This is a genomic window from Bdellovibrio sp. HCB337 (genome assembly GCF_047302465.1).
In the GTDB taxonomy this organism is placed as follows: domain Bacteria; phylum Bdellovibrionota; class Bdellovibrionia; order Bdellovibrionales; family Bdellovibrionaceae; genus JACMRP01.
In genome coordinates this window covers 2436401-2461734 of sequence record NZ_CP178621.1, presented here as the reverse complement: position 1 = coordinate 2461734, position 25334 = coordinate 2436401, and the positions used below count along the sequence as shown (strand labels likewise).

23 protein-coding genes are annotated in these 25334 nt (G+C 45.2%); 10 read left to right on the top strand and 13 right to left on the bottom strand.

The window, feature by feature from the left end; genetic code table 11:
* Positions 1-9: 9 nt before the first annotated feature.
* Positions 10-333 carry a hydroxyisourate hydrolase gene (uraH, locus tag ACLWBB_RS11865; RefSeq protein ID WP_413287731.1) on the bottom strand — a complete coding sequence of 108 codons (324 nt, stop codon included), beginning with the start codon at positions 331-333 and terminating at the stop codon, positions 10-12.
* A gap of 11 nt (positions 334-344) precedes the next feature.
* Positions 345-1958: a urate hydroxylase PuuD gene (locus ACLWBB_RS11860; RefSeq protein ID WP_413287730.1), complete on the bottom strand. Its 1614-nt coding sequence runs from the start codon at positions 1956-1958 to the stop codon at positions 345-347.
* A 205-nt stretch (positions 1959-2163) separates the two neighbouring features.
* On the opposite strand from ACLWBB_RS11860, the gene ACLWBB_RS11855 reads away from it, so the two are divergent.
* Positions 2164-3432, top strand: coding sequence for a phosphoribosylamine--glycine ligase (locus tag ACLWBB_RS11855; protein ID WP_413287729.1), 1269 nt, complete (start codon positions 2164-2166; stop codon positions 3430-3432).
* Here ACLWBB_RS11855 and ACLWBB_RS11850 read toward each other — a convergent pair.
* A complete protein-coding gene (locus tag ACLWBB_RS11850; RefSeq protein ID WP_413287728.1) occupies positions 3421-4317 on the bottom strand; it encodes a lytic murein transglycosylase in 897 nt (298 codons plus the stop codon). The two genes, ACLWBB_RS11855 and ACLWBB_RS11850, sit on opposite strands and share 12 nt — an antisense overlap.
* 251 nt (positions 4318-4568) lie before the next feature.
* Between ACLWBB_RS11850 and ACLWBB_RS11845 the strand changes: the two genes are divergently transcribed.
* Positions 4569-5255, top strand: coding sequence for a hypothetical protein (locus ACLWBB_RS11845; RefSeq protein ID WP_413287727.1), 687 nt, complete (start codon positions 4569-4571; stop codon positions 5253-5255).
* 72 nt (positions 5256-5327) lie between these two features.
* On the opposite strand, the gene ACLWBB_RS11840 is transcribed toward ACLWBB_RS11845, so the two are convergent.
* Together ACLWBB_RS11840 and ACLWBB_RS11835 are read right to left on the bottom strand one after the other, a co-directional pair.
* A complete protein-coding gene (locus ACLWBB_RS11840) occupies positions 5328-6320 on the bottom strand; it encodes a hypothetical protein (protein WP_413287726.1) in 993 nt (330 codons plus the stop codon).
* Between the two features lie 6 nt (positions 6321-6326).
* Positions 6327-7226, bottom strand: coding sequence for a hypothetical protein (locus ACLWBB_RS11835; RefSeq protein ID WP_413287725.1), 900 nt, complete (start codon positions 7224-7226; stop codon positions 6327-6329).
* A 13-nt stretch (positions 7227-7239) separates the two neighbouring features.
* Here ACLWBB_RS11835 and ACLWBB_RS11830 point away from each other — a divergent pair, with 13 nt between their 5' ends.
* The 4 genes from ACLWBB_RS11830 to ACLWBB_RS11815 all read left to right on the top strand — a co-directional run bounded on the left by ACLWBB_RS11830 (position 7240) and on the right by ACLWBB_RS11815 (position 9845).
* On the top strand, positions 7240-8073 hold the full coding sequence (locus tag ACLWBB_RS11830; protein ID WP_413287724.1) for a hypothetical protein: 834 nt from the start codon (positions 7240-7242) through the stop codon (positions 8071-8073).
* Positions 8074-8179: 106 nt separating this feature from the next.
* On the top strand, positions 8180-9142 hold the full coding sequence (locus tag ACLWBB_RS11825) for a hypothetical protein (RefSeq protein ID WP_413287723.1): 963 nt from the start codon (positions 8180-8182) through the stop codon (positions 9140-9142).
* 9 nt (positions 9143-9151) lie between these two features.
* Positions 9152-9526 carry a hypothetical protein gene (locus ACLWBB_RS11820; RefSeq protein WP_413287722.1) on the top strand — a complete coding sequence of 125 codons (375 nt, stop codon included), beginning with the start codon at positions 9152-9154 and terminating at the stop codon, positions 9524-9526.
* 88 nt (positions 9527-9614) lie between these two features.
* Positions 9615-9845, top strand: a complete 231-nt coding sequence (locus ACLWBB_RS11815; protein ID WP_413287721.1) for a hypothetical protein — start codon at positions 9615-9617, stop codon at positions 9843-9845.
* A 51-nt stretch (positions 9846-9896) separates the two neighbouring features.
* Here ACLWBB_RS11815 and ACLWBB_RS11810 read toward each other — a convergent pair whose 3' ends face one another.
* Entirely contained in the window at positions 9897-11873 is a 1977-nt protein-coding gene (locus ACLWBB_RS11810) for a tetratricopeptide repeat protein (protein ID WP_413287720.1), read from the bottom strand.
* Between the two features lie 201 nt (positions 11874-12074).
* Here ACLWBB_RS11810 and ACLWBB_RS11805 point away from each other — a divergent pair, with 201 nt between their 5' ends.
* From ACLWBB_RS11805 to ACLWBB_RS11790, 4 genes are all read left to right on the top strand, one after another.
* Positions 12075-12380 (top strand): hypothetical protein, encoded by a 306-nt coding sequence (locus ACLWBB_RS11805; protein ID WP_413287719.1) that lies wholly within the window; start codon positions 12075-12077, stop codon positions 12378-12380.
* A gap of 27 nt (positions 12381-12407) precedes the next feature.
* A complete protein-coding gene (locus ACLWBB_RS11800) occupies positions 12408-12734 on the top strand; it encodes a hypothetical protein (protein WP_413287718.1) in 327 nt (108 codons plus the stop codon).
* An 18-nt stretch (positions 12735-12752) separates the two neighbouring features.
* On the top strand, positions 12753-13298 hold the full coding sequence (locus ACLWBB_RS11795) for a hypothetical protein (protein ID WP_413287717.1): 546 nt from the start codon (positions 12753-12755) through the stop codon (positions 13296-13298).
* A 128-nt stretch (positions 13299-13426) separates the two neighbouring features.
* The gene (locus ACLWBB_RS11790; protein WP_413287716.1) at positions 13427-15085 is read left to right on the top strand and encodes a sensor histidine kinase; all 1659 of its coding nucleotides are present in this window, start codon (positions 13427-13429) and stop codon (positions 15083-15085) included.
* Positions 15086-15093: 8 nt separating this feature from the next.
* On the opposite strand, the gene ACLWBB_RS11785 is transcribed toward ACLWBB_RS11790, so the two are convergent.
* The 7 genes from ACLWBB_RS11785 to ACLWBB_RS11755 form a co-directional block, all read right to left on the bottom strand.
* The gene (locus tag ACLWBB_RS11785) at positions 15094-15996 is read right to left on the bottom strand and encodes a beta-sandwich domain-containing protein (RefSeq protein WP_413287715.1); all 903 of its coding nucleotides are present in this window, start codon (positions 15994-15996) and stop codon (positions 15094-15096) included.
* A gap of 128 nt (positions 15997-16124) precedes the next feature.
* Positions 16125-17084 (bottom strand): ROK family protein, encoded by a 960-nt coding sequence (locus ACLWBB_RS11780; protein WP_413287714.1) that lies wholly within the window; start codon positions 17082-17084, stop codon positions 16125-16127.
* Positions 17085-17089: 5 nt separating this feature from the next.
* Complete coding sequence (locus ACLWBB_RS11775; RefSeq protein ID WP_413287713.1) at positions 17090-18529, bottom strand: alpha-amylase; 1440 nt, start codon at positions 18527-18529, stop codon at positions 17090-17092.
* A gap of 11 nt (positions 18530-18540) precedes the next feature.
* On the bottom strand, positions 18541-19584 hold the full coding sequence (locus tag ACLWBB_RS11770; protein WP_413287712.1) for an ABC transporter ATP-binding protein: 1044 nt from the start codon (positions 19582-19584) through the stop codon (positions 18541-18543).
* 3 nt (positions 19585-19587) lie between these two features.
* Entirely contained in the window at positions 19588-20406 is an 819-nt protein-coding gene (locus ACLWBB_RS11765; protein ID WP_413287711.1) for a sugar ABC transporter permease, read from the bottom strand.
* Complete coding sequence (locus ACLWBB_RS11760; protein WP_413287710.1) at positions 20403-22619, bottom strand: extracellular solute-binding protein; 2217 nt, start codon at positions 22617-22619, stop codon at positions 20403-20405. The genes ACLWBB_RS11765 and ACLWBB_RS11760 overlap by 4 nt, the downstream gene beginning before the upstream one ends.
* Positions 22616-25285: an alpha-1,6-glucosidase domain-containing protein gene (locus ACLWBB_RS11755; protein ID WP_413287709.1), complete on the bottom strand. Its 2670-nt coding sequence runs from the start codon at positions 25283-25285 to the stop codon at positions 22616-22618. The genes ACLWBB_RS11760 and ACLWBB_RS11755 overlap by 4 nt, the downstream gene beginning before the upstream one ends.
* Positions 25286-25334 lie beyond the last annotated feature (49 nt).

Sequence of the window (25334 nt, the reverse complement as noted above, 5' to 3'; positions counted from 1 at the left end):
ATGAAAGAATTAGCTTCCTCTGTAAGTGGAGTAACCAAAAGGATTTAACAAAAGTGGCACATGGTATTTTCTTTGAGTGTCCGTAATCTTAAAAATCACTGGCGTGTTCATAAAGAAGGTTTCTTGATTTTGTTTTTTGAAATAATCTTCGATATCAAAAGTAATTTGGTAGGTGCCTGCAACACGTTCGCAATCGAAAACGAAACGGCCATCAGAGTTCGTCTGGCCTTTGCCGATCTCTTTCCAAGTATCGCCTTCTTTTTTCTGCAAGCGGACGGCGACTGATTCTGCAGGGAAACCTTTGCTGGTATCTAGGATGTGAGTGCTGATCATTTCTTTAATCCTTACTTGCTAAAAGTGATTTCTAAATCCAGTTTGCCGTGGTCTGCGACCGTGATCTCTTTGGTTTGTGTTCCCAAAGTTTCATGCCAAAGTTCCAACGTGTAATTTCCCGGAGGCAGATTCTTAATCGTGAATTCCCCAGAAGAGTTGGTCACGCTAAAGAACGGGTGGTCGACAACGGCAATGTAAGCGCTCATCCATGGATGCACGCTGCATTTGGTTTGCACGAAAATCTCGGGCTTTTCAAAAACCTTGGTGAAACGGTCGTTTTTGTTAGGCATCGATACGTTGAAAGTCTCATTCAACTGAGTCAGCGATCTGACGTTGTGGAAAAGAGCATCACTATTGATGAACTCTACTTTTTGGCCAACACGAGTTGCAATCACACGTGGTTCGTACAAACAGCCAATTTGATCAAGCAATACGGGCTCGCTAGGAACATCGGAATAAACTTTGCCCTCAAGACCTTTGGTCACGCGAACCAAAACGTTTTTAAGCTTGCCGTCTTTGATTTCGACTTCGTTGGAGTAAGCATCACCCTTAAAGTGACTCGCACACGCAAATGGGAGATTCAATTTTTCGCCTTGAGGAGCTGTGCCCTCAAACTTTACGACCCCTTTGACTTCAGAGTCCCCCAATGTGCCCGGAGTTGCAGGTCCACTGACCACTGGAACATCGCTGTGTGCAGAGTCTTGGTTAGAGCTTGCCGTATTCTCGCGAGAGAAAAACATCACACCCGCGATAAGCGCAATACCAATACCGGCAAAGCTCTTTGCACGAGTTGGATTCTTAAGGCGAACAACGAAGTATTCACGGATCGCGGCACCAGCGGCACTAATCACCAACAAAATAACCCAGTTCCATTTATTGCCATAGGTCTGAGAGAAGTGATTGCTCAACATCAGGAAAATCACAGGCAACGTGAAGTAAGTATTGTGAGTCGATCTGTTCTTGGCGTTTTTGCCCCAGTCTTGATTAACAGGCTCGCCTTTTTTAGCAGCCTCGACCATTTTTACTTGGCGAGGAATGATGCGCAAAAATACGTTTGCGGTCATCCAAGTTCCAAGCATCGCGCCGATGTGGATATAGGCCGCGCGCCCACTCAATGTTTTGCAAAGGAAATAAGACATACCAGCAACCCACAAAAGAGTCAGGATGTGACCGATCATCGGTTTGTGTTTTGTAAGCTTTGAGTCCCACAAGAAGTCATAGAAGAACCAAGAGACCAGAATACTGCCAACACCAATACCAACTGCTTGCCAGTAAGTGACGCCAGAAACGCTAGAGTCCAACAAGAAGGTCCCACTGCCTGTGTAGAAGATCGCGATAAGCAAGAAGATCCCGCTCATCCAAGTCCAATAAGATTCCCACTTAAACCAGTGAAGCTCATCCGGAACTTTGGTTGGTCCCATGAGAAGTTTTTCGACGTGATAAAAGCCGCCACCATGAACCATCCAAAGATCGCCGACATGGCCTGCGTTTTTAGAATTTGGGTTTGGAGTAAATGTACGGTCGAGCCACATAAAAAAGATCGAAGTTCCGATCCAAGTAACACCAACTGTGATATGCAACCAACGCGCTAAAAGAAGGATCCACTCATAAATTTCTTGATTCACAATAAGCCCTTTTTGCCTGAAATAGTTGAAGGGACGATTAGAGCATTTGCCCAATGAAAAACCAACAATTTTAAATTGAGTTTCTGAGGGGATTTTGCGCTGACTTCTCGAGTCATTCAGCGTTTTTTGGACGCGTCCAAATGCAATTGAACAAGTTCGGGGTCATTTGGTTTCTTCTCGCTTAAAGCCAGCATAGCATCGACCTATGAAGTTTCTTTTTGTGACCCGATATTCACTTTTGACAGCCCTGGCCAATCAAATCCTCAAAGAAGGGCACGAGGTCAAATATGCCGTTCTTTCGCGCTCTGAAAAAGAGGTCGGAGACGGTTTTGTCGAAAAGGTAGAAAACTGGGAAGAACACAAAACTTGGGCCGATGCGATCATCTTTGATGACTCGGACTTTGGCGATATCTGCGAGCGTCTTCGCAAAGAGGGCCTCAAGGTTGTGGGCGGTACTCGCTATTCTGACAAGCTTGAGTTTGACCGTGAATTTGGTAGCGAAGAAATGCGGGCTGCAGGTTTGAACACGATTCCATCTTGGGAATTTCAAGATTTTGACAGTGCCATTCATTTTGTCAGAACGACTCCGGGCAGATACGTTGTTAAACCTAGTGGCAAAGCCCAGAACGACAAGGTTCTGTCGTACGTCGGTCAAGAAGAAGATGGCAAAGATGTTATTACGATCTTAGAGCGCTATCGTAAAGGGTGGGGGAAAAAGATCCGTCGTTTTCAAATGCAAAAGTTTGTTTCCGGAGTCGAAGTTGCCGTCGGCGCCTTCTACAATGGCAGTAAGTTTTTGCTACCCGCGCTTATCAACTTTGAACATAAAAAAATGATGAATAATGACATCGGTCCCTCGACCGGAGAAATGGGAACGACCGGGTTTTGGGCGAGTGACACCAGACTTTTTAATGAGACTCTTGGTAAGCTAGAGTCCCGCATTAATGGTTATGTGGGGTACTTCGATATTAACTGCATTGTGAATTCCCGCGGTATCTATCCGCTCGAGTTCACGCCACGTTTTGGCTATCCGACTTTGAATTTGCAGCTGGAAGGTATTCTTTCGAAATGGGGAGAGCTCATGTACGCCCTTGCTGCAGGCCAAGACTTTCAGCTTCGTACCAAAAAAGGTTTGCAACTAGCGGTTGTCGTGGCAGTTCCTCCGTTTCCATTCACGGACTACGACACGTTTAAAAAATTCTCGGAAGACGCTCCTGTGGTTTTCAAAAAACCGCTCACGGAAGGTGTCTATCCTTGCGAAGTAAAATTGGTTGAAGGGGAGTGGCTCTTGACCGGCACGTCTGGTTACTCGGTTGTGGTCTCGGGCTCAGGATCGACCATGGATGATGCGCGAAAAGAAGCTTACTCGCGCGTTAAGAATATTCAAATTCCAAATATGTTCTATCGCACCGATATCGGCGAACGCTGGCATCGAGACAGTGATTTGCTGCAAACCTGGGGACTACTGACTTGAAGCAACTCGGTTCGGAGTCGCCTTCTTAGAAATAGCCAAAATGCTATCTGCATAATCTCGGCTGTTATTGTATTTCATGAGGGCTGTAACCTTGGCGGAAGACTTGCGATTCTTCCAACCACTTTTAGACAAGTAATAAGCCACACTCATGATCGCATCACTTGGTTTGTAAAGGTTCGGAGTCGCCTTGGCTTTAAAGGACTTAGCATAATCACGATAACTTGATGGGATAAACTGAGGCAGACCAAAAGCTCCGGCATAAGAGCCACGCAAAGTTTTAATATTCAAATGCTTGTTCTTACGAATTGCGGCGAGCGCGATAATTTGCTCGCGGGCCCATTGCGCTTTTTTCTTGGTTCGCTCGGGCATGAGTTCTTTGATTCTAGCAGTGGTAAAACGACCGTCTTTTTTGTTCTTTTGGATTGCTAGCTTCGTGAGCTCTTCGCGGTTCTGTTTCATATCCGCTTGTAGGAGGTGCAAAAAGACGCTGACGGTGTGAAAACGGCCCACATCTTCACCATGGCGGGTTTCGATCCAAATCAAAGATGAAATCACAGAGGGCGGAACTTTGTACTTTTTCTCGGCAAGATCGAAAGCCTTTTTGTTAGCGCCTACAAACTTCTTAGCGGCGCGCACGGCCTCAGGGGTTACATGATTCATATGCTGACCAGGGGGTTGCATAAAGCCCATCAGATTCAGTGTCAGCACCATTTTAAAAGTATCGGTGTCGTACTGTTTTAAAGACTCATCAATAAAGCCTTTAGAAAGTCCCATGCGTGTGAGTTCTTTTCTGACCCAAGTTTTGTTGGCGGAAAAAGAATCTTTTTTGGCATAAGCCGTGGCACTAAAACAAAGACAAAGAAAGAGACTCACGAATATCCGCACTACGTAACCTCTTGAGAATGTGTTGGATGGTATCTATCTATGATATTTCGAAATAGCTTTCGGTGCTGAAATATCGCTCATAAACGCGTCCTATGTCTTAGCTTGATATGTTCGAGATCGAGACGTTTTGCTGGGCCGCGTGAGCTAGACCCCTTTTGCTACCAAAGGTCCTGGCATCGTTTTTGTACTGGCAGCGATGCGACAGGAAAAAACCGGTCAAATTGAACCACCATTTTTAAGAGGGGACGCTTATGAAACTAATGAAAATTGGAGCTGCGCTTTCGTGTTTGCTCGTACTTGCTGGCTGTAAAGACTTTGCAGGATATACAACTGTGCATCGCAAAATCACTTTGGTAGATGGTCGCAAGAACATAGACATCCAGCCTGGTCAATATTCAGGCAAATTGAAAGTAAATAGTAAAAAGAAGATTGTTTTAGAAATGCAACTTCCTTCTGGAAAAGAGAGTTTCACTTTTAAGACGACCCAAAACCTTAAAAAAATGAATTCAGGCGATCGCATTCGTATTAATGCGGGCGTCAGCGGTCAGCCATATGCGGTTGATGGCTTGTATGATGTGGACTACCGCAGTGGCGATGTTCAGAGCGGAACTGAGTCTTGCACTTACTACACGCGCGAATACAGATGTCGCCAAGTGAGCGAACCAGAGAGATGTGAAACTGTCACTGAATGTGATCCTGCGAATCCTTCACAGTGTGCGACTCGTACTCGCTGCTTCGGTGGTGGTGGAACTCGTACAGAGTGTGGCTATGAAGATGTAAGTCACATTGGCTCTCGTGATGTTGAATACTACTACAGCACGACGACAGAATCTGTGAATATTAAGCTTTACGATAAGGACCAAAAGGCTGTTGCGACCTTCTCTGGTTCTGAATCGGATTCTGATAGACACACGACGCGCACAGGAAATTGCTATTAATATTGAGATCTCAAACTTGACTCATTCCTGATTGCCAGAGCTTTCAGGAATGGGAAAATAGACAGCTTCGTTTTATTGCGCGTGTTCGTCTGGAGGAGGGACGGCGTTAAGGTAAGTGCCGTTCTCTGCAAAATCTAAATTCCCTTGGTCGTTTAAGCGAAATTGTAGACGCAGGTGAATGTCAGTGTAGCCACGAAAAACGTTAAACGTCCCTTGTTGGCTGTCTATACAAAGAACCGAGCCTTCCTCAGCGTCTTGTTTCATTGTGATCAACGAGTTTTTGAACTCGAATTTGGGTGCTTTTACTTTCCGTAGTGAGATGTAATTCGGTTTACCGTCGAATGTTAGGTGTCCTCGGGTATAGGATTTTGGGCAAGCAACGCCATGTAACAGAATTTGAGAAATCTCGCGGGTCTCGACGATGCTATCGATGAAGATGTTGCTCCAGATATTGCGAATCCCGTTAAAGTACTCGATATCAATCTGATAGATGGTCAGTTCGTGTCCAGGTTTCAACTCAGGAACCTCGTCTTGAGTTATACGAATCTGACGGGTGCGGTCTTTCAAGTACGTCACAACTTTTACAGCAAGTTCATCCAACTCTTGATGTCCAAGCTGAGGAAGACCGGCTTTATCGAGCCACTCCGCTTGGTGGTGACCGAACTCGTGAACAAGAACGCCAATGATTTCGAAAAATTCCAGAGCTTCGAAATTTCCAGGAGTCACTTCGCGAGTCAGAAGGTCTTCGTTGAAAATAACAAGTGATCCCCATGTGCTACCGGTCTTTGCAATGCGAACCGCTCCGTCGATCGTGAAATTTTCAGGACCTGACGAATATTCTACCGATGGGGCTGGCTGTTCACTGAGAATCCATTTGAGCGTTGCGCTCTGACTATAGGTTTCGATCTGACAATCTTCCTCTGCCGTAAAGCAATTGTAAGCGAGGGCACGAAAACCTAGCTTGAGACCTTCAATACGTGATTTGGATAAAACCAAAGCTTCGTTTTTGGTAAGCGCAAAACAGTTGAAAGAAAATAATAGAGATAAAAGCAGAATTGTTTTCATAGGCACCTACTTAATTTCTACAAAAGTTCCGAGAGTATTCTGAATTTCAGAAAAAGTCTGAGGCCTATCTTTCGAAAAATAGCAGGTCATCTCCATGCCGTAATTTCCTTGCTTGGGAGTCATGTAGAATGAGTAGGCTCCAGAGCCTTCGCGAAAGCCACGGACAGAGAATTTTTCGCCAGCCGGCAGAGTTACGTCGTAGGAGGTCAGAGTTCCGCTATTAGTATTATAGTAAAGACTGCAACTTGGAAGATCCGGTCTTTGTTGGGCGGGATCTATCAGTTTGCCATCTTGAATGCGTGGAAAGTGAGTGACCGTCAGGCGTGTCCCACGCTCATCTGCTTCGCCCGCGAAGCGAAGGGGACTATTCAATGTCACTTCACTAACTGTGGGCAAAAGCTCATAGGCGATTTTAGTACGAGTTGAACGAGTTTTAGCCTTAGAGAAAAAATCAGGTTGTCCAATCAAATGAGAGGCGCCTTCAAGAGTGAAATTTCGTTCCGCTTGAGAATTTAGCGGAGTGTCCATAAGACAGCCAAGGCCAATAATCGGAAGATCTTTATTTTCAGTGATCAGCCACAAGGTGAACTGATCGCTCGAGTATTTATTGTAATAGTTGACGGTGCTGTCACGTTGAAGTTGGTGGAATTGATAAACGGCGGCTTTTGCTTGCTCGGCTTGGGCTCTGTCAAAATGCGATCGGATGTACAAAGTACATTTCTTTTTGATGTCGGCGCCGAGGACTTGCCAGGTTTTTTCTTTGTTCTGCAGAAGTTCTGGATCAGTGAGGTCGACAACGAACTCCGAGTCTTCCAATAAGTCCGCCGGGCGGGCTTGTGATAAGTTGGAAGCAACGCAAAATGATGGCATTAGGCCAAAAAGGACGATAGAAACAAATTTATACATAAGGCGGGTTAACATGAAAGCATTCCTTTTTATAGCTCTATTTGCGTGTTCTTGGGCCTTTGCTGGTGGCGACGTGGTTAATAATGGCGGTGGTCTTTCTGAGCAGGCCATTGTTTTTTCAGCTCGGCACTATAACTCCTTTATTGAGTCCTGCCTGCGTTATGACAATTGCGGTGCGAAAGCTCCTGTGAATGCGTACTTAAAACGAGTACAAACTTGCTCTTTACCTAAGCTCAATGAGCTCTATTTTGCGACTGCTCAGGAAGAGCCGGCACTGGCTCCGGCGAAAACTTATGTACTTCTTGCAAACGGTCATTTCGTTATTAATCGTGAACTTCTATATTCTTCCAGCAAAGAGCCTCTAAAAGTTTCAGGAGCTTTTGGATATATCTCGAGAATTTATTTTGATCACTGCGGAGTTTTAGAATTCTCACAGACAGTGGATATCGCAAAATCCTTTGCAAGTTTTGCGGAGGCTGACGGCGAGCAAGTTACTATTGGTAAGGACAATTTGTATTTGCCGTCTCAGCGTTGGGTTCGTATTCGCGCCCTTTATTCAGATCTCATTATTGAGGGTCCAGGCAGCTTTTTACGCTTGAGCTGTCCATCTGGCCAATTGAACGGATGTAATTTGTTAGATACACAAGAATCAAACTTAGCGTCGCGTTTTAAAAACCTGACATTATCGCAAGAAAGTATGACGAACGGGCTTTTACATTTTGAAGTGGAAGGTGCCTTTATTGGTGCTGATAGAAACCGTCAGTATTTTAAACTCACTGCGGACTATCAGGACGAGAAGCCTGTTCAAATCACTCTCCAAGGACAAAGTCTAGAGCTTCCAAAATAGTCCCCTTGCGAACAAGTTGTTCGCATTAAATTCGCGCTAAAGCCTCCTTTAGTTGATGAGGTCCAGGGATTCGTTGAATCCTTGGATCACAACAAAGGAGCAACCCATGAAAACAATGTCTTTATTTACTGCCGGCATCGCAATGACGCTGATGACGGCATGTAGTCCTAGTGTAAAAGTTGATGGCTCAAGCCCTAACTCCGCATTTGGGACGTGGCCTGATTACACTGATCAAAACGTATCTGGCCAGGTCTTCGGCAAAGAGTGGAAGGCGACAACGGCCGTCGTGAAGTCGTTTGGTCAAAGCGGCAGCGAAGTGTCTTTGGAGTTTTACGCGGAAACTGTTACAGATGCGTGTAAATCCGTTTCAAGCACCACCAAGCCTACAGCGAGTGTAGTGATTCCGGCTGCATACTCTCAAACAGAGTATCGTGCAGATATGTCAGCACCCGGCGGCGGCAACCCTCTGATGTTTTCTAGCTTTGAAAACGGGGGACGCAATGTCATGGCGGAAAAAACAAAAGTCCGCATCAACAATATTACAGCAACAGGCTTTAACGTTTCTGTTTTTGCCAAAGGTACTGAGTCCGATGGAACCGTCAGCGAAATCAACGGAAAGTTGGACGTTGTCGACTGTAAAAAAGCCGTCGACTTTTCTGTTTGGGATGAGTTCGCCAATTGGTGGGATCTCGTCAGCTTTGACGGAGCCGCGGTTACCAGAAGAACTGCGATTGTGGAATACAACAGCAGTGACATCTTCAGTCGGTCTTCTAATAAATATATCAAGACGTTAATGTTCCCTCTCTATCGATCAGTTAGTTCCAACTCAGATATGTCGACAGACCTTGGACCTATGCAAGGACTTGGCAGTACGACGCTGACTGAGAGTGGCACCGTGAAAACGTTGACTTACAGTTATCATGGCCCGGTGACCTACAAGGGAGTGGACGTAACATTGAACTTAGATATGACCGTTGTAAAAAATGGCAATCGTGTGACCGTGGATTACACACTAGAAATTCCAAGTCACATCACAAAAACAGCTCACAAATTTGAATTGCAAAAGTAAGGAGAAATCATGAAGTACATTATCTATTTGATATTAGCATCTCAGCTTATGGCTTGTGCCTCTGCGAGTGTCGCTCAAAAATTGAACGTCGTGTCTTTTGATGAAAAGGCCGATCCTGCAAACCTTCAATCCATTGGTAACATCGAAGGTAAAGACTGTACCTGGTATGTCATGGGTTATGGAGTTGGCGAAGATCCAACGGTGCGTAACGCCTTCATGAATGCCGTCAATCAGAAGGAAGGTTCTTTGGTTCCAGGCCAGAAAGCGACGACAAAAGGATCGCCACTGAAATTAGTAAAACACGTAGCAGTAGAAGAGGGTGGGTTTAATGCTTATGTAGCAACTCGCCGTTGTATGATCGTAACAGGAGCAGGTTTCCAATGAAAAATTTAATTTTAATGATGACAGTGATGTTAGGTCTTAGTGCTTGTGGTTCTAAACAAGTGAAACTTCGGATGCCAGCTGGGTGTCGATGAAGTACACAATGCCCCCTTCCCCAAAAGAAAACCTGGTTCGCGTCAGCAATGTTTCCGAAGAGTACTGCTTGGAATCTTGGTCTGGAACTTATGGTTTGATGGATGAAGTGGTTAAAAAAGTCGAAACCAAATACCAAATCGACTATGTTAAATACCCATCTTTTACTCAATCAATCGGAAAACAATGCGTTCAACTTAGCGGTGAGGGATACAGGGTTGCTAAATAGTTGTTTCCATCGCGCTCCGAAGCCAGGCACATACCTGGCTTCGGAGTTTTTTTACTTTTTCGAAAGTAAAATATAACCCGATATAGGTCCGCGTTTCACCATGCGGACCTTTTTTTGTTCTGTCAGCTTTTTCAAAAAGGGATGCAGTGCCTGACGGGTGACCGAAAACTCCTGACAAAGGCTGCGAGTTGAAACAAAAGGCTCCATCGCGATACGGCTTAGAATTTGCTCTTCGCGCTCCGAAGTATTTTTCGCTGGAAGATCATCGCTGGTACTTACCAGCGTGTAGGGGTGAAGCTCTGACTTTAAAGAGTACTCTCCAGATTCGCGATGATATGACAACTGCAAACCACTCCGACTAATGAGATCACGAATACGAGTCACCATCATTTTCGTAGCACCGGCGTGAAGTTCTTCACGATAGGTGCAAGTAAGACGCGTTTGATGAATGTCCTTAAGATCAAAACCGGCATCGTTATTCTGAAAGGCATTCCAAAAAAGGCGAAAGGCAGGAATCAGGCTTGCTTTTTCTGAAATACTCACGAAGTGCATCTTGCCATGGCCTAAGTGGGCGAGCAGGACTTCTTCTTTTTGAAACCAAAAAAGTCCCGGTTCTTGGAACAAGCGCCGTCTGAGATCCGGCTCATTAATCACCTCTTGTCCGTTTCGTGAAAATACTTTCAAGTCCACGCTATGCAAAAGGCTGTAGGAGTTTAAGTAGTACTCCATCTCGGGTCCGATCTCTTGGCGACGCACCAGACTGAGGAGTGCTTCGCCTTTGCTTTTTTGCGCACCCATGACCTCAGACATGTAAGAGAAGCACGAAAAGCGCACACGCAAGCTAAGTTCATTGGCAAGACGTTCTCCGCGCTGAAGATAAAGTTTCGCTTGCACAGGATGACCAGCTGCTATGGCGATTCCAGCACCATGAAACAAGGCCCAGCTAAGGCCGGGACGGTACTGGCGACGTTCAGCGTCCTGAATAACCTTATTGATTTCCTGAAAGGCCTTTTGTAAGTCGCCCTTTTGGTAAAGGGCTTGAGCATGTAAGAGTGAAAGACGGAAAAACAAAAAGTGATCACCTTTTGAGGCCGTGCTAGTTTGGATTTCCCGAATTTCGTCAAGTGCTTCCGTTGCTTTATGAGAGCGTAAGAGAAGGTCTACTTCTTCAAGGCGAAAATCCAAAACCCCTTCTGGAATTTTCTGACGGCGTACAAGGCCTTTAATTTCTTGCAAAGTCTTTGTAGCGCCATCGAGTTCATTACGAGAAAGGTGCAAGCGCAGTTTTAGATGCAAAAGAAAGAACTCATTGATGAATCCCTGGTTCTGGTCTCCTAAGGTTCCTTTCAAAAGTGCATCGGCCTGCAAGAAATCGTTTTTTTCAAGCAGCAGGAGAATCTCATATAGCCTTGTACCAAAACTTAACGAGGCTGAAGGAGAGTGCTTTAAAATATGCCGACGTTGTTTGATGCGTAACTCGGCTTCGCGAAAGTGTCCTTGCTGAATTAAGGCAAGGGTTAAGCCCCCTAAAAGAGTACATAATGAGTAAGGGTCGTGAATGTCTTGGTGATTCTCGAGGGCTTGCTTAAAGAGACTCTCAGCTTGGATGAGATCTCCTTGGTTCAACTGATGAAGTGCAAGCTCGGTCTGAATTCTTGCAGAGAAGTTTTGCGGAAGCTTTTCAAAATATTTTCTAGCTTCTTCTTTACGTCCCGAACGGCTTAGCACGAATCCTTTTAAGAACACGCGCTCTTGCCAGACCGTCATATGTTTTCCATGCGCGGGGGCTTGTGCGGACAGTGTTTCCAGTGACTCTTCAAGTTCTGAAAATCGTCCTAATACTTGCAACGTTTTTTCACAGATAAAAGAAATCTCTTCTGTGCTCAAGTTTGTGCCGAACTTTTTTGTGAGAGCTTCTCGCGCTTGTAGCTGCCCAGAGAGGATAAGGCCTTGCAATTGACGAGAGCCCACACTGGAAGCGTGTAAGAAAGAAAGCCAGTTATCCTTGACGATTAGTTTTTTGCTCACTTGACGATTATATCAAAAATACAGTTAAAACATGTAGTTACAAATTTACAAAAGAAGTATCCAGGATTGTTTACGTAAAATATATGAATAAATACATATAGTTGTGGGTTTATCAAATTGAGCTGTTGTTCTTTTGAAATTCGCCATAAAAGCACTCTTGTTGAAAACACAGTTTAAAAGCAAATCTCAAGGAGAACAGTTATGAAAAAATATTTGATCGCTCTAACGACTCTGGCTCTAAGCACTCAAGCTTTCGCTCGTATTCCATCGGTTGTTGCAAAAGTAGCTGCGGCTGCGAAGATCTCAGACACTCGCACTGTTGTTAAAGAAATTGAAAACACCGAAGGCAATCCATGTTTGCCTGAAGGCAAGTCCTACATTGTAGACATCCAAGTAAAGCAAGCCGCTTTTGACTACGAAAATTCTAAAGTGGTTTATGAGTGGGAAACTGTCAAAAGCATCAACGTCGAGAAAAATGGACGTGTGATGGAAGTTTGTGCGGAATAATTTTTTAAATCTAATCGGAGAAATAGTATGAAAAAAGTAATTTTGGTTCTTATGCTCAGTCCTCTTTTTTGTCTAGCTAACACCACGAATGATCAGCTTTTGGCTATTAAAGACAATCTTGAGGTAAAAGGGTTTATTAGCACGTTTGAGAAAAACCGTTCACAAAAATGCAATGAAATCTCCGCGGAATCTATCCGTATTAAAAAAAGCGGCTGGGTGGATGTGCGTATTACTTGTAATGAGTATGACCAGAACGGGGAGCCCCAAGCAAACGTCTATGGCATCGACTTCGGTGGGTATATCTATGGGACGTTCTTCGATTTGCAAAAAGTTAAAGTAACTGGTTACGAATAAATTATAGAAGGAATATTTATGAAAAAATATATGATGAATCTAGCAGTTCTTGTTCTTAGTACTCAAGCATTGGCGGGTGTTGGTGATGTCGACTCTTCTAAGCTTTTGGCAAAAAATATGAAGAGCGTTTACACAGACCTTTCAAAAGATTGTATTGAAATCTCTTCGGCAACAGATAAAGCTCCGATCGATTTTTATGAAGCGGATTGCAAATCTTTTGGTGGCTATCGCTTGAAAATCGAAGGCGGTGATCTTCGCTATCATCCATCACTTTCTTTCGGGAACAAAGAAATTGAAATCGCAATTCCAATGAGCTTTCATGATACGGGTTCCACAAAAATTGAATGGGTATACCAGTTGGAACAAAATGAAGAAGGTCTTGGAAAGCTTGTGTGGAAGGGACTTATCTTCCGTTTGAACCATGCAACGCCAGACGGCGAGTCTGATATTAGCAACCTGTATGCGGTTCGCTTGGATGGTGACAAAAGCTGCTTGATTGGCACTACTCAAGACAATATCAAAGCCCGCGATTTGGTCTACAATTCGAAGCCTGGATGCAAATAACAGTTTAGTGTTCGAATGCATATTGCGAAGCTGCGGATCATCTCGGCTTCGCGATAATGCTGGGTTTTTTCAAAGAATTCATGACCTCGATGTAGAGATATGTCATTTTCTTCACGAGGTCGGACTGTATGAAAAAGTTCTCGTTTGTTTGGTTTGCTGCCTTTGCCACTACCATGTTCACATTTGCTTTAGGATTTGTGGCTTTCCGTTTCTACACACAGAGAAACGAGCTCGTTAAGTTTTACGAAAAAGAACAAGTTGGCATTCAATTGCTGTATGAGATCTCCACAGAGATCCTCCGTCTATCAACTCCCCTCGATGGTGATGTTCCGAAGTCATCTCCGCTTATAGGCAAGTTGGATTACGCGGTTTTTAATCAGGCCGTATTAGGCCCGCTTACTGAGACCGAGGCCACTACTTTTCAATCTCAGCTAGAACACTCACGTCACTCGCCAGGGCTCTTGCGAAGTCTTGAGACCTTGAATGAATACAGATCCTTTATTTTAGATAAGTCGAACTTGATTCTGGATCCACAATTCCAGGCCTATCACTTGATCGATGCGCTTTTTGTGTCGCTTCCAAAAATATTTTATTTAAATAATTCTCTTGAACAACTTCAACACGACCTCAGATCACCAGCCTTTAGACAATCAGGGGATATTAAGATTTGGCAAGAGGTAGGAATTAAAAAGACGTTCCTAGATCATATGTCAGAGTCCATCGAGAAAGTCTTTGCATTTTCTCCGGCTGATCCTGGGTTGCAAAAATCCCGCGAATCTTTGTTAGGACTTAAGTGGGAGTTTGTGAATTCCTCGTTAGCTCTATTTGATTCATTGGTGAATCGTCCGGATCAAGACATCGGCATTCAGCTAGAGCAAATGAGGGGACAAGCTGAGAGAATTCTGGAGCTTGGAGTAGAGGGACTTACGAAGTTTAACAATACTCGGTTAGCTGCAGCTAAACTGGGTGTCTATACCTCCCTGGCAATTGCATTTGTTTTATGGATCTTGTCTTTGGGGTTAGTATACTTGTTAGTTCGTAGGTTTTTGTCCACGAGCCAAGTTATGGAAACTGTGATTACTGATCAGAAGAAGGCTTTGGTTTCTGCTCAGAAGTTAGCAATGTTTGGTGAGCTCACGGCAGGTATTGGTCACGATATTGCAAACCCGCTCGCGGTGATTCAGGCAACTACATCGGTCATTGAAAAACATTTCGGCAAAGATCAGCCAAGTTTGATTCCGTATCTCGAGCGTATCTATCGCATGGTGGAAAGAATCAATGCGATTATTAAAAGTATGAAGAGCTATTTAACGAATGACGATAATGTTCCAATCGGCGATGTGGACCTGGTTGCGGCATTTAATGATGTCCGACTTCTTACTAACCATCGTATTAAGAATTACGGCATCGAATTAGAAACGAATATCCCGCCTCATTTGCATCATATCGTCGGCAACGAGTCCGAGATCGTTCAGCTTTTCGTGAATTTAATTTCAAATGCCGTCGATGCAGTGAAAGGCCAAAAGGATCCTAAAATTGTTGTTTCTGTGATTGAGAAAGACTCTTACGTCTTTGTCCACGTGAAAGACAATGGCCCCGGTGTTCCTATGCAAAATCGTGAAAAGATTTTTGAACCGCTATTTACGACCAAAGAAAAAGGCGAGGGAACGGGGCTTGGTTTGGCGATCTGCCAGCGTATTATTGATAAGTGTCACGGAAGGCTGGAACTTTTAGAACACGGACCTGGAGCATGTTTCCAGATCCGTTTAAATATTTATGCAGCGTAAATATATATCTAGTGTCTGCGGCACTCACGGCGAGAAATCGTCTCGCTGAAGTTGCTTTGACTCTTGCTTGGATCTTCTTCACAAGAACCGAGTCTGTAGTAGTCACAAACTCTTTGCATATCCAATTTTGCAGACCAAGAATCTGGGGCACGACCTTCGAATTTGCCGATACGACCATACATGTCGACACCGATACCGAAGACGCGAACATATTCTAGATCACAACGCTCAACGCAGTCACCGTGTTTTGCCATACAAGCTTCACAAGTAGAGTGTCCACCCCAGTGTTCTTCCCAGCCATCATCGCTCGCAGTACATTCAACTTTGCTGTACTCACGAGGTCCATAGCTATCAAATGGGTAGCTCAACTGAATTACTTCAGGTGGAGTTGGCGCTGGAGTCGGAGTTGGTGTTGGTGGGTAGTAAGGTGGTGGTTCCGGTGATGGCTCATACGGAGGATTGTAAGGAGGCGGAGCTGATGACGAGTCCTCGTCGATCAAAACCGGCAAGCCTTCGTCAGATGTTGCAGTCACAATGATATCTGCAACCGCACCGAAAGACTCTGCGCGAATCTCAAGAGCTGCAATGCGATCATTTCTGTTGATGTATTCAGACTTCAGAGTTTGTCCCGCAGCAGTAACAGCGGTATTTGTCAAATTTGCCAAGGAAATACGAGTTTGAGACTCAGTCACAAGGCGGGCGCTGTGCACCTTCAACTTTGCTGATAAAATAAGGATAGAAACTCTCTCAAGGCGTAAAGGTTCTTGCAGGTCCAAGCGATAAACTTGGCCACCACTTTTACGGGTAATGCCTTTAAGAATTGCTACGCCATCATCACTTGCTTGAACAGAAGCAAGGGGCGATAGCAGGAGTGCTGTCGCTAAAAGTGTGGAAAGACTTCTTTTAAACATTTCACGATCCTTTTTTTGGAGCCGCAAGGGCTGTTTAACTTCGCAAGAAGTGCTTAAGCAAAGATCGTGCTCAAAAAAATAGTGACGATGTGACACCGTTTCCCTGGTGCGGAGGGGGAATTTATTTGCTAACTATACAAATGAGGCAGGTATCCGGCCCCTAAAACGCCGGCGGTGTTTTTTGTGCGGGCGATTTCGATCTTACACTCAAAGTCAGGGTTCATTTGCTGAATCATGCTTTTGTAATGTTTTTTCAGGTCCGCTAGGTACAAGTTCTTGATCTTGATGAGTCCACCGCTCAAGAAAATGCGCTCCAAATTATAGCCAATGGAAAGGTCATAACAAAGGCACGCAAGAGCTAGGGACATATCTTGAAAGAGAACCTCATATTTAGAGTCTTTAGACACCACAAGTTCTTCGACAGAATTTCCCTCAAAACCCATTTCTTTTGCGCGACGAAGAAGGCCCGTGCCTGAGGCAACACCTTCGACGGTGCAATGGTGAAGTTTCTCGGGGTTCTCTTGAAGTTTTCTATAATCCACGATCGTGTGGCCGTATTCAGAACCGCGACCGCGGCTCTGTGCCGGCATGCCATTAAAGATCACGCCCGAGCCCACGCCAGTACCGACACTTACAACTGCGAACGAATTCATATTTTTAGCGCCACCCACCCAGCCTTCAGCAAGTGCTGCGGCAGTAGCGTCATGTTGAAAGTGCACCTTTGTTTTAAAACCTTGAGCATGAACGGCTTTTTGAAGAAGGTCGCGAATAGGTACGATCTTCCATCCTGGATAGTTCACAGGATGTGTGAGCTTTCCTTCTTCGGCATTTAGTGGACCAGCACTGGCAAGGCCGATTCCTAAAAACTGTTTACCGCTAGTTTCTTTAGGGTAGCGTTTTTTAAAGTCCATAGCGATATCGGTCATCAAACCAATGACACGCTTTTGCGTTTTAGTCGCAGAGCCTTCGCGTTTCATGTCGACGGGAACCTTGATAAAATCCAGCATCTCGCCTTTGTTATTAAGGATTGCAGCGGCCAGTTTCGTGCCGCCAAGGTCAAAACCAATTGTGTAAGTGGATTTTTTCATAGGTATTATTTCTTAAAAATCTTTGTAGAAGTTTTCTTTAAAAGAGCCACCGCCGAGTGAGGCGGAAGACTGAGTGTTACGCTGCCATTTTTCACTTTAATTCCTTGCGAACAGGATTTTTGAGTGAGTTCGTAATTCTCATCGAGGATGTTGCAGTAAACTCCATCGGCCATTGAAGTTGAAAAACTGCGGCTCAGTGTTTGATTGGAGTAATTGATTGCAACAAAGCCAAAAGATCCGCGGCTAAACGCCACAGCGTCTTTGCCATTGTCCCACCAATTTGTCGCACCAAAGGCTTTGTCGGTTTGATTGCGGAACTCTACCATGGCAGCGACGCTAGCTTCGCGATGTTCGCAGGTCCAAGGGGATACGCACAGGTCTTGATTGTCTAAGATACCCAAAGTGCGAAGATTTGCATCGACAGGCGGGCCGTCATCAAAGTTATTAAACTTATAGCCCGAGTAAAGCTGCGGATAACCATAGGGCCACGCCAGCATAAAGATTTGCGCTAAAAGGTAGTTTTGTCTTTGATGGTTGTTGTAACTGAGGATGCCTTGGTCGTTAGTACGTTCCAGATCGTGATTCGTCACAAAAACAATGGACTCGTGACTTGCAGGAAATTGGGACGCGATATTTAACAAGGCTTTTGGATCTTGCCCTTGAAAGCCATGGGCAAGAACACGGGCATAGTCATAGGCCATCACATCGCCGTTTGGTAGATACTCTGCGTACTGAACTGGGCCTTGGGAATCATAGATAATTTCTTGATAGATATACGCGGATCTTTTGAGCTTAGAAAGGATCTCACCAATATCGGAGGCCAGGATGTGTTTGGCTGCATCGATGCGAAAACCGGCGACTCCCATATCCAAAAGGGAATTTAAGTAATTTGCCAAAACATTTTGAACATACGGGGACTCTGTCGCTAGATCGGCTAAATCCAAGAGCTCACAGTTTTGAAGCTCATAGCGATCTTGAAAATTGCGAATGTCATTGTTGCCATTGCGATTGCAGTGATGGAAATCATTGTAAGAATAAATGCCTGGATAGTTATAGTGAGTGAAATCACTTCCGCCCGAGCCCGTGCCACCAGGAATTCCCGTGGTGTGATTTAGAACGGCATCCACATAAACATCAACGCCAGCTTGCTGACAACGTTTCACCATGTCTTTGAATTCAGCTTCAGTGCCGCTACGGGAATCAAGCTTGTAACTGACGACTTGATAGCGTTCCCACCAAGGATTGTTTTTCCAATGAATATGTTCATGGGGTGGGGAAACTTGAACGGCTGAAAAGCCGGCAGGGCCAAGATAGGTTTCGCATTCACGGGCTATCTCGCGCCATGGCCATTCAAAGAGCTGAACAAAAACGGTGCGTGGAGCTGCAGCGTGTGCCGACAGTGTCGCAAATACTAACAGAAATGCGCTGATAGATCGCAAAAGCAACGAAGCCCCCTCTAAAGCCTTTGATTCAGACCACTGGATTTATCAAAGAGCTGGGACTTCGTCAGGTCAATCTTCACAGGAAAGCGTTGGTCCTTGTAAAATTGATCTACTGAATCCGCTAAAATGCGCACATTTTGCCCCTCGACCTTGCCGTGAAGCATCTGCTGGCCACCCAGGTTCTCGGAAAGCTCTACTTGGAAGTGGCCCAGCTCCAATTCATGGCTTAATAGGCTTCCCTGGTGGATTTTAAATACTTCAGGACGAACCCCTAGAATCTGACCTGGTTTTTTAGCCTCGGGCCATGGAAGTCTGTGGAGCAGGCCACCTTCCATGAAATTCATTTCCGGAGAACCAATGAAGCTCGCAATAAAGAGGTTCTTAGGGCGGTGATAGATCTCAGACGGAGTTCCAATCTGCTCAATACGACCGTCTTTTAATACGGCAATACGATCACCCATCGTGGTTGCTTCCATTTGATCATGGGTCACATAGATCATGGTGCTTTTCAGAGCTTGATGCAGACGTTTGATCTCGACACGCATTTGGCTACGAAGGTGTGCATCCAAATTCGAGAGTGGTTCGTCGAATAGAACAATAGAAGTTTGGCGTGCAAGGGCACGGCCTAAAGCCACGCGCTGACGTTGTCCTCCGGAAAGCTCTTTAGGTTTTCTTTCAAGCAGGTGACCGATTTGTAAAAGGTCCGCGATTTCTTGAACGCGGTTTTTGATTTCTTGAGAGGATTTTTTCTGAAGTTTCAGAGCAAATCCCATATTCTCGGCCACATTCATATGTGGATAAAGCGCATAGTTTTGGAAAACCATCGCAACATCTCGGTCCTGAGGCTCTACGTGCTTGATGGACTTATTGTTGACCTTGATATCGCCGCCATCCATTTTTTCTAGACCGGCAAGCGTTCTTAGTAACGTGGACTTGCCACAACCTGAAGGACCCACCAGAACCAAGAATTCGCCGCTTGCGATTTCAAGATCGATGCCTTTTAGGATGTGATTGTCTTTAAAGCTCTTAGTGATTTGTGAAAAACTAATTTGCGCCATTCATTATCCTTTCACACTTCCGATAGTCAGACCGGAAACTAGATAACGTGAAATACTCATAAATAAAATTAAGACTGGAATGCTGACGATCAAAGCACCCGCTGCATACAAGCCCCACTGAGTGGCCATGCTTGCTTGGAACGAACGTAAGCCCAAAGGCAGTGTGTATAGTTGCGGATCTTGTAAGACGACAGCGGCAACGACGTATTCGCTCCAGCTTGCCATAAAACTAAATAATGCCGTGATAACAAGTGCCGGTGCTGAAACTGGCAAAATGATTTTATAGAACGTCAGCCAGCGGGAACAGCCGTCTAAAACAGCGGCCTCTTCAAGTTCTTTGGGAATGGTGTCGTAGTAAGCTTTCATCTGCCACACACAGAATGGCAGAGCTGTTGAAGAGTAAATCAAAAGGAGGCCCAAGAAGTTATCAATTAGCTGTAGCTTCGATAGAATAATATAAAACGGCAGGATCAACATCGTCGGCGGAAACATCTGTGTCGCTAGCAGTGAAAACAACATCATATTTCTGCCACGGAACTGAAATCGGGAAAGGGCATAGGCACTTGTTGCAGCGAAGGCCACGCCTAAAATAGTTGTTAGAACTGAAATGACTAAAGAGTTTTTCAGCCAGACCAGGAAATCTGTTTTAGTGAAGAGGTCGACAAAGTTTTGTACTGTCGAGGTCGCTGTAATGATTTCTAGTGACTGCGATTGAAAGGCATTGTCGCCACGTAAAGACACGCCCAAGACGTAGAGCATCGGATAAATTGAAAACGCCACAAACAAAAGGATGCTTGTCCAAGCCAAGAGTTTTTTAATCATGACTTTTGCTCCTTCTTAAATTGCGCGCGTAAAGAACTTAAGCTCCACACAATCAGAATCAAGAAAATCAACATAGATACGGAAGCCGCATAACCATAGCGATAAAGGTTAAAGGCTGCTTTATAGACATAACTGACAAGAATGTGAGTTTGATCTCCGGGCTCTCCGGCATTGGAGACAAGCCAAACGATATTTAGATTGTTGAAAGTCCAGATACATCCCAAAAGTGCCGCTGGCACCATCACCGGCATTAAAAGTGGCAACGTAATATGGCGGAACCTCTGCCACGCATTTGCTTTATCGAGGTATGCAGCCTCGTAGAGAGAATGCGGAATGGATTGCAAACCACCCAAAGCCACGATCATCATGAATGGGAACCCCAACCAGACGTTGGTTACAATACATGCGGCAAAGGCGGTGAACGGTTGGCTCAGCCACTGAACTGGGGATAGATGCAGGTATTGTTGCAAGAATAAGTTAATCGGCCCGTATTCTTGGTTGAACATCCCACGCCAAGTCAGCGCCGTGATGTACTGAGGAACTGCCCAAGGAATAATAAAGAGCGTCCGCCAGAAGGCTTTTGCCGGTAGAACTTGATTGATGATGACCGCTAGAAACACACCAATCGTGACATGAAAAAACACATTGGCCAGAGTCCAGATCAGAGTTTTTAAAAACAAAGAATAAAACTTTGGATCGGTCAGGGACACCACATAGTGGTGAAGTCCAATCAAGGACCAGTCTTGGAAAGTGCGTAGGCCAAAGTTAGAAAGCGAAATCGCAATATTGTAGAAGAATGGATAGATGACGACGGCAAAGATCCCTAAGAACGCCGGAAGCATCATGAAATACACAAAACGCTGTGGTCCCCAGAATCCTTTTACAAAAGCAACAGCAGCACCACGGAAAACCCATACCATCCACAGCACACCTAAAAGTGCGATCAGCTGAATCACCCAAAGTGTGGCGTCAGGCTTTACGACATCGTTCATGTCTTTGATCTGAGCTTCGGCTGTGATTTGCGCTTGAGCTGCTGCTTCTGCTGGTGTGATCGAATTTGCCAAAATCTTTTGGTATTGAACACGAAGGCTGTCCCAAACCGCGCGAATTTCTGGCACGACCGGCATCGGTGTTCCTATTTTCATAATCTCAGAAGACATTTGCAAAAGCGGATTTGTTTTCACGATCGGATGTTCACGTAAAGACAATAAAGAAGGCAGAGTTCCGACACGCTCGGTAAACAGCAACTGAGTTTTTTCTGAGGTCAGGTAGTTCAATACTTTCAGGGTGGCTGCTAGCCGTTCTGGATCTGTAACATTGACGTTTAATGAGTATCCCGCAGTTCCCACTAAAGGACTTGGCCAGCGCTCTGTTTCGGAAATCATAGGAATCGCGGTAATACCAAAATCCATTTTGATTTCTTTATAGTCACCCCAAGACCAGTCGCCGTTGATAATCATCGCGGCTTTGCCTTGCTTGAAAAGTGCGTTCGCCGTTTCATAGTCGCATTCTTTAGGAATGACTTTATGTTTGTCGCGAAGATCTAAAATGTATTGGAAGGTTTTGCGAACGGCCTCGGTATTTAGCTGCGGCTCGATGCCATTTTTCATGAAGGGTTCGCCAAAAGCCGGAATAAACGGGGCGATAAAGAAAGGCTCGGTATAATTGAACACCAAACCATAGCGATCGATTTTGCCATCGCCGTTTTCATCGATAGTCAGTTTTTTTCCCATCTCGATGAGTTCAGCTGAGCTTTTTGGCGGAGCACTGACGAGTTTCTTATTATAGATCAACGTCAGATGATTTCCAGCCATCGAGCCAATCATGTAGTTGTAGCCTTTATAAAGAGGAGTGGCCAAAGAGTCGTATTGTGCGAAATGTTCGGATTTGTAAACCTCATTCAGGGGGCGGATGATTCCCATAGTAGCAAAAGGACCGATTTGATCGCTCGGTCCAAAAACCAATTCAGGACCACTGCCACCCATAGCTGCTGCTTGGTAGCTTGAGCGCAACTCTTCGGTTTCACGATAGGTCGCTTGAATTGTGATGTCAGGATTTTCTTTTTCGAAGTTCTGAATGGCCTCCGTCAAAACCTGGCGGTGGCTATAGATCATCTGATGCCAGATTTGAATACGCATCTTTTCAGCGGCCAGGGACGAGCTGCCGATCACCAGCATCGCAAGAACAAGCCATGACTTAAGGAAAGTAATCATCGTGGCCTCTTCATAGACGGACGAAGCTTTAAGACCACAGTGCTACGGCCAGGAAGAGTGATTTTACCAGAAATCAAATTCACTTCTGACAAAGCGGGGTCGATTTTCTCATCAAAGAGCGGATGAAGAGCCCAGTTTTGCTGTAAGAGCGGGTGTGCAAAATCACGCGCTTCGCGGGAAGCATTGAAGAACACAAGAAGTGCTTCTTGTGTATTTTGCAAATGCATGGCGATGAGTCCAGGCATCGCCTGGTGATCATTGTCGATAAAGGACACTTGGTGCGAGATTTCATTCAAACTATTTAAATGGAATAGCGCCGAGCTTTTGCGAAGACGTAAAAGAGCTTTGAAGTACTCATTGGTTTTTGCGATTGCAGACGGAGTCGCACGAAGTGCAGGTTCTAAAAGACGCGGCTGCCAGAAAGACCAGTCATCGATATTTTTCCAAGCAGGCGGTAGGCCCTCGCCCCAATGGTTCGTCGTGCCACTCCAATCGATGCGATTGAAGAAATCGCCCGAGTCATAACTGTCTTGATCGCCATTTTTAGATCTTAAAAGCTCAGTCCCAGATTCGACAAAAGGAATCCCTTGCCCCAACAGAGGAATTGCGAGTGCCAGATGATGCATGCGTTGACGATCTTCAAGGCTAGCCAAGGAAGGAGTTCTGCCAGAGGTATAAAACGGAGCTTTTGCTTGAACGGCATCCCAAAGGCCATAACCATCGTGAGCCGAAACATAGTTGATGGTCTCAAGGGCTTGAGAAGCAACTGCGACCGGTGAGTTGCGGAAACGCAGATCTCCGGCGCGAACCATCGATCCCCATTGTTCTTTGAAAAGGTAGTCACGCAGATTTCCTGCAAGACCTGCTTTGATGACATCGCCTAAATGCAGAAGTTTGTACTTTTGATCATCAAGGTTTGTCGGTGTATTACGATTTGCGGGCTCTTTGTTGAAATCAAAGAAAAGTCCCGTCGCAAACCCTTGGTCCGATTTTTCAACAGAGTTTGTTGTGCCACCACGAACGGCATCGCGCAGGCGATCGTTAAAGAATCCATAGTCAGTGCCGTAAGAGTTTTCAAGGGTCATAGACTCGGTCGGAGCTTTCCCGAAGAAAGAGCCAAAGCTCCAGCCTTCACCATACAAGAGCAATTTCGAGCCATCTACGCCGTCTTTAGCTAGCGTCAGAGATCTTAAAGTCTGACGGATTTTTTCCATCGTTGTGCGGGAATGAAAAGACATCAGGTCAAAACGGAAGCCGTCTAGTTTGTAAGTCTTCGCCCAGTGGACAAGACTATCGATCATCAGCTTTTCCATCATGCGATGTTCGCTGGCGGTGTCATAACAACAAGAAGACTTTTGATACTGGCCCAGATCATTTAGGCGATAGTAATACCCGGGAACGATTTTATCGAAGACCGACAGTGGGTGAGAGGCATTCTCGTAAGTATGATTAAAGACCACATCTTGAACGACACGAAGGCCTGTTTGGTTCAAGGCCTGAACCATCGAGCGCACTTCGAGTGCGCGCTCGGCACCTTCTGCACGAATCGCGTAACTGCCTTCAGGAACCATGTACAAAACGGGATCATAGCCCCAGTTAAACGGATCGCTATGGCGAATTCCGCCCAGAACACTTTGTGGTTCTTGCAGATTGAGGGATTCGCTCTGGTAATTTTCCCACAAAGATTTGTCTTCATTGACACTGCCAAAGTCATTAAATGGCAAAAGATGAATATGTGTAAGTCCCGCATCGGCAAGTGATTTTAGATGGCGCATACCGCGCGAGTTTTTTTGTGTAAACGCCAAATAGGTTCCGCGCAAATCGGCTGGGATAGAATCGTCCTCAACACTGAAATCGCGAATGTGGAGTTCGTAAAGAACAGACTCTTTCAGAGTGCTTAAGTTTGGCTTTCGCATATTTTGCCAGCCTGCCGGCATAAACGCGTTACCTTGAAGGTCCACAAGCTGAGAAAGCGTCGAATTAACACTGAGGCTCTTGCTGTAGGGATCTACTACTAATTGAGTTTCAATGCGATCCGTAGAGGGCTGATAAACTTGAACTTCATACAAGTAGTAGAACTCTTTAAAGCTCAGCGGAAGGTCGAGTGACCAAGTGCCGTTGTCAGAGTGTTGAAGATTGAGGATTTGGGCCTGATCTAAAGCGGTCGCAGTATCAGGAAACAGGAAAACGCGTACACGTTGTGCTGTTGGTGCCCAAAGTTTTAATCCACACTTAGAAACATCACAGCTGCCGCCAAGGTCGTGTCCGTCGTAATAGTACAACTCATCCAGAATTCCTGCATATTGCAGCGCCGAGGAATCCACAATCTGACGAGAGCTCGTTGTTAGAACAACTTTCAGTGCCAAAGACAAAAGCGTATCAATTTTATTTTTCGAAAGCGCCGAAGTGTCGAGAAGAACTTCATTGTTTCTGACGGACAGAATAGGAAGTGGAATCACAGATCCTGTTTTTACGGACTGTGCACCATCAACCAGAGAAAACTGGGATTGATTGTTAACGTAGACGCCTGGCGAGAGTTTATAGAGAATTTGTCCAGAGTTCAGCCACTGCGCACGCAAATCCGCTGCCTGTACAGCAAAGCTCTGCAAAACAAAAATAAAAATGAAACTGCGTAAACAGCGCAGAAGGTCCCCCTCGCGGATCATAAATGTAACAAGACTTTTCGCGTAAACAGTAGTCAGCGGGGGACTTTAT

What these genes read in the sequence shown, in the direction of transcription:
- uraH (WP_413287731.1), bottom strand. Translation starts at nt 333, where the DNA reads ATGATCAGCACTCACATCCTAGATACCAGCAAAGGTTTCCCTGCAGAA.
- ACLWBB_RS11855 (WP_413287729.1), top strand. Translation starts at nt 2,164, where the DNA reads ATGAAGTTTCTTTTTGTGACCCGATATTCACTTTTGACAGCCCTGGCC.
- ACLWBB_RS11845 (WP_413287727.1), top strand. Translation starts at nt 4,569, where the DNA reads ATGAAACTAATGAAAATTGGAGCTGCGCTTTCGTGTTTGCTCGTACTT.
- ACLWBB_RS11840 (WP_413287726.1), bottom strand. Translation starts at nt 6,320, where the DNA reads ATGAAAACAATTCTGCTTTTATCTCTATTATTTTCTTTCAACTGTTTT.
- ACLWBB_RS11835 (WP_413287725.1), bottom strand. Translation starts at nt 7,226, where the DNA reads ATGTATAAATTTGTTTCTATCGTCCTTTTTGGCCTAATGCCATCATTT.
- ACLWBB_RS11830 (WP_413287724.1), top strand. Translation starts at nt 7,240, where the DNA reads ATGAAAGCATTCCTTTTTATAGCTCTATTTGCGTGTTCTTGGGCCTTT.
- ACLWBB_RS11825 (WP_413287723.1), top strand. Translation starts at nt 8,180, where the DNA reads ATGAAAACAATGTCTTTATTTACTGCCGGCATCGCAATGACGCTGATG.
- ACLWBB_RS11820 (WP_413287722.1), top strand. Translation starts at nt 9,152, where the DNA reads ATGAAGTACATTATCTATTTGATATTAGCATCTCAGCTTATGGCTTGT.
- ACLWBB_RS11815 (WP_413287721.1), top strand. Translation starts at nt 9,615, where the DNA reads ATGAAGTACACAATGCCCCCTTCCCCAAAAGAAAACCTGGTTCGCGTC.
- ACLWBB_RS11805 (WP_413287719.1), top strand. Translation starts at nt 12,075, where the DNA reads ATGAAAAAATATTTGATCGCTCTAACGACTCTGGCTCTAAGCACTCAA.
- ACLWBB_RS11800 (WP_413287718.1), top strand. Translation starts at nt 12,408, where the DNA reads ATGAAAAAAGTAATTTTGGTTCTTATGCTCAGTCCTCTTTTTTGTCTA.
- ACLWBB_RS11795 (WP_413287717.1), top strand. Translation starts at nt 12,753, where the DNA reads ATGAAAAAATATATGATGAATCTAGCAGTTCTTGTTCTTAGTACTCAA.
- ACLWBB_RS11790 (WP_413287716.1), top strand. Translation starts at nt 13,427, where the DNA reads ATGAAAAAGTTCTCGTTTGTTTGGTTTGCTGCCTTTGCCACTACCATG.
- ACLWBB_RS11785 (WP_413287715.1), bottom strand. Translation starts at nt 15,996, where the DNA reads ATGTTTAAAAGAAGTCTTTCCACACTTTTAGCGACAGCACTCCTGCTA.
- ACLWBB_RS11780 (WP_413287714.1), bottom strand. Translation starts at nt 17,084, where the DNA reads ATGAAAAAATCCACTTACACAATTGGTTTTGACCTTGGCGGCACGAAA.
- ACLWBB_RS11770 (WP_413287712.1), bottom strand. Translation starts at nt 19,584, where the DNA reads ATGGCGCAAATTAGTTTTTCACAAATCACTAAGAGCTTTAAAGACAAT.
- ACLWBB_RS11765 (WP_413287711.1), bottom strand. Translation starts at nt 20,406, where the DNA reads ATGATTAAAAAACTCTTGGCTTGGACAAGCATCCTTTTGTTTGTGGCG.
- ACLWBB_RS11760 (WP_413287710.1), bottom strand. Translation starts at nt 22,619, where the DNA reads ATGATTACTTTCCTTAAGTCATGGCTTGTTCTTGCGATGCTGGTGATC.
- ACLWBB_RS11755 (WP_413287709.1), bottom strand. Translation starts at nt 25,285, where the DNA reads ATGATCCGCGAGGGGGACCTTCTGCGCTGTTTACGCAGTTTCATTTTT.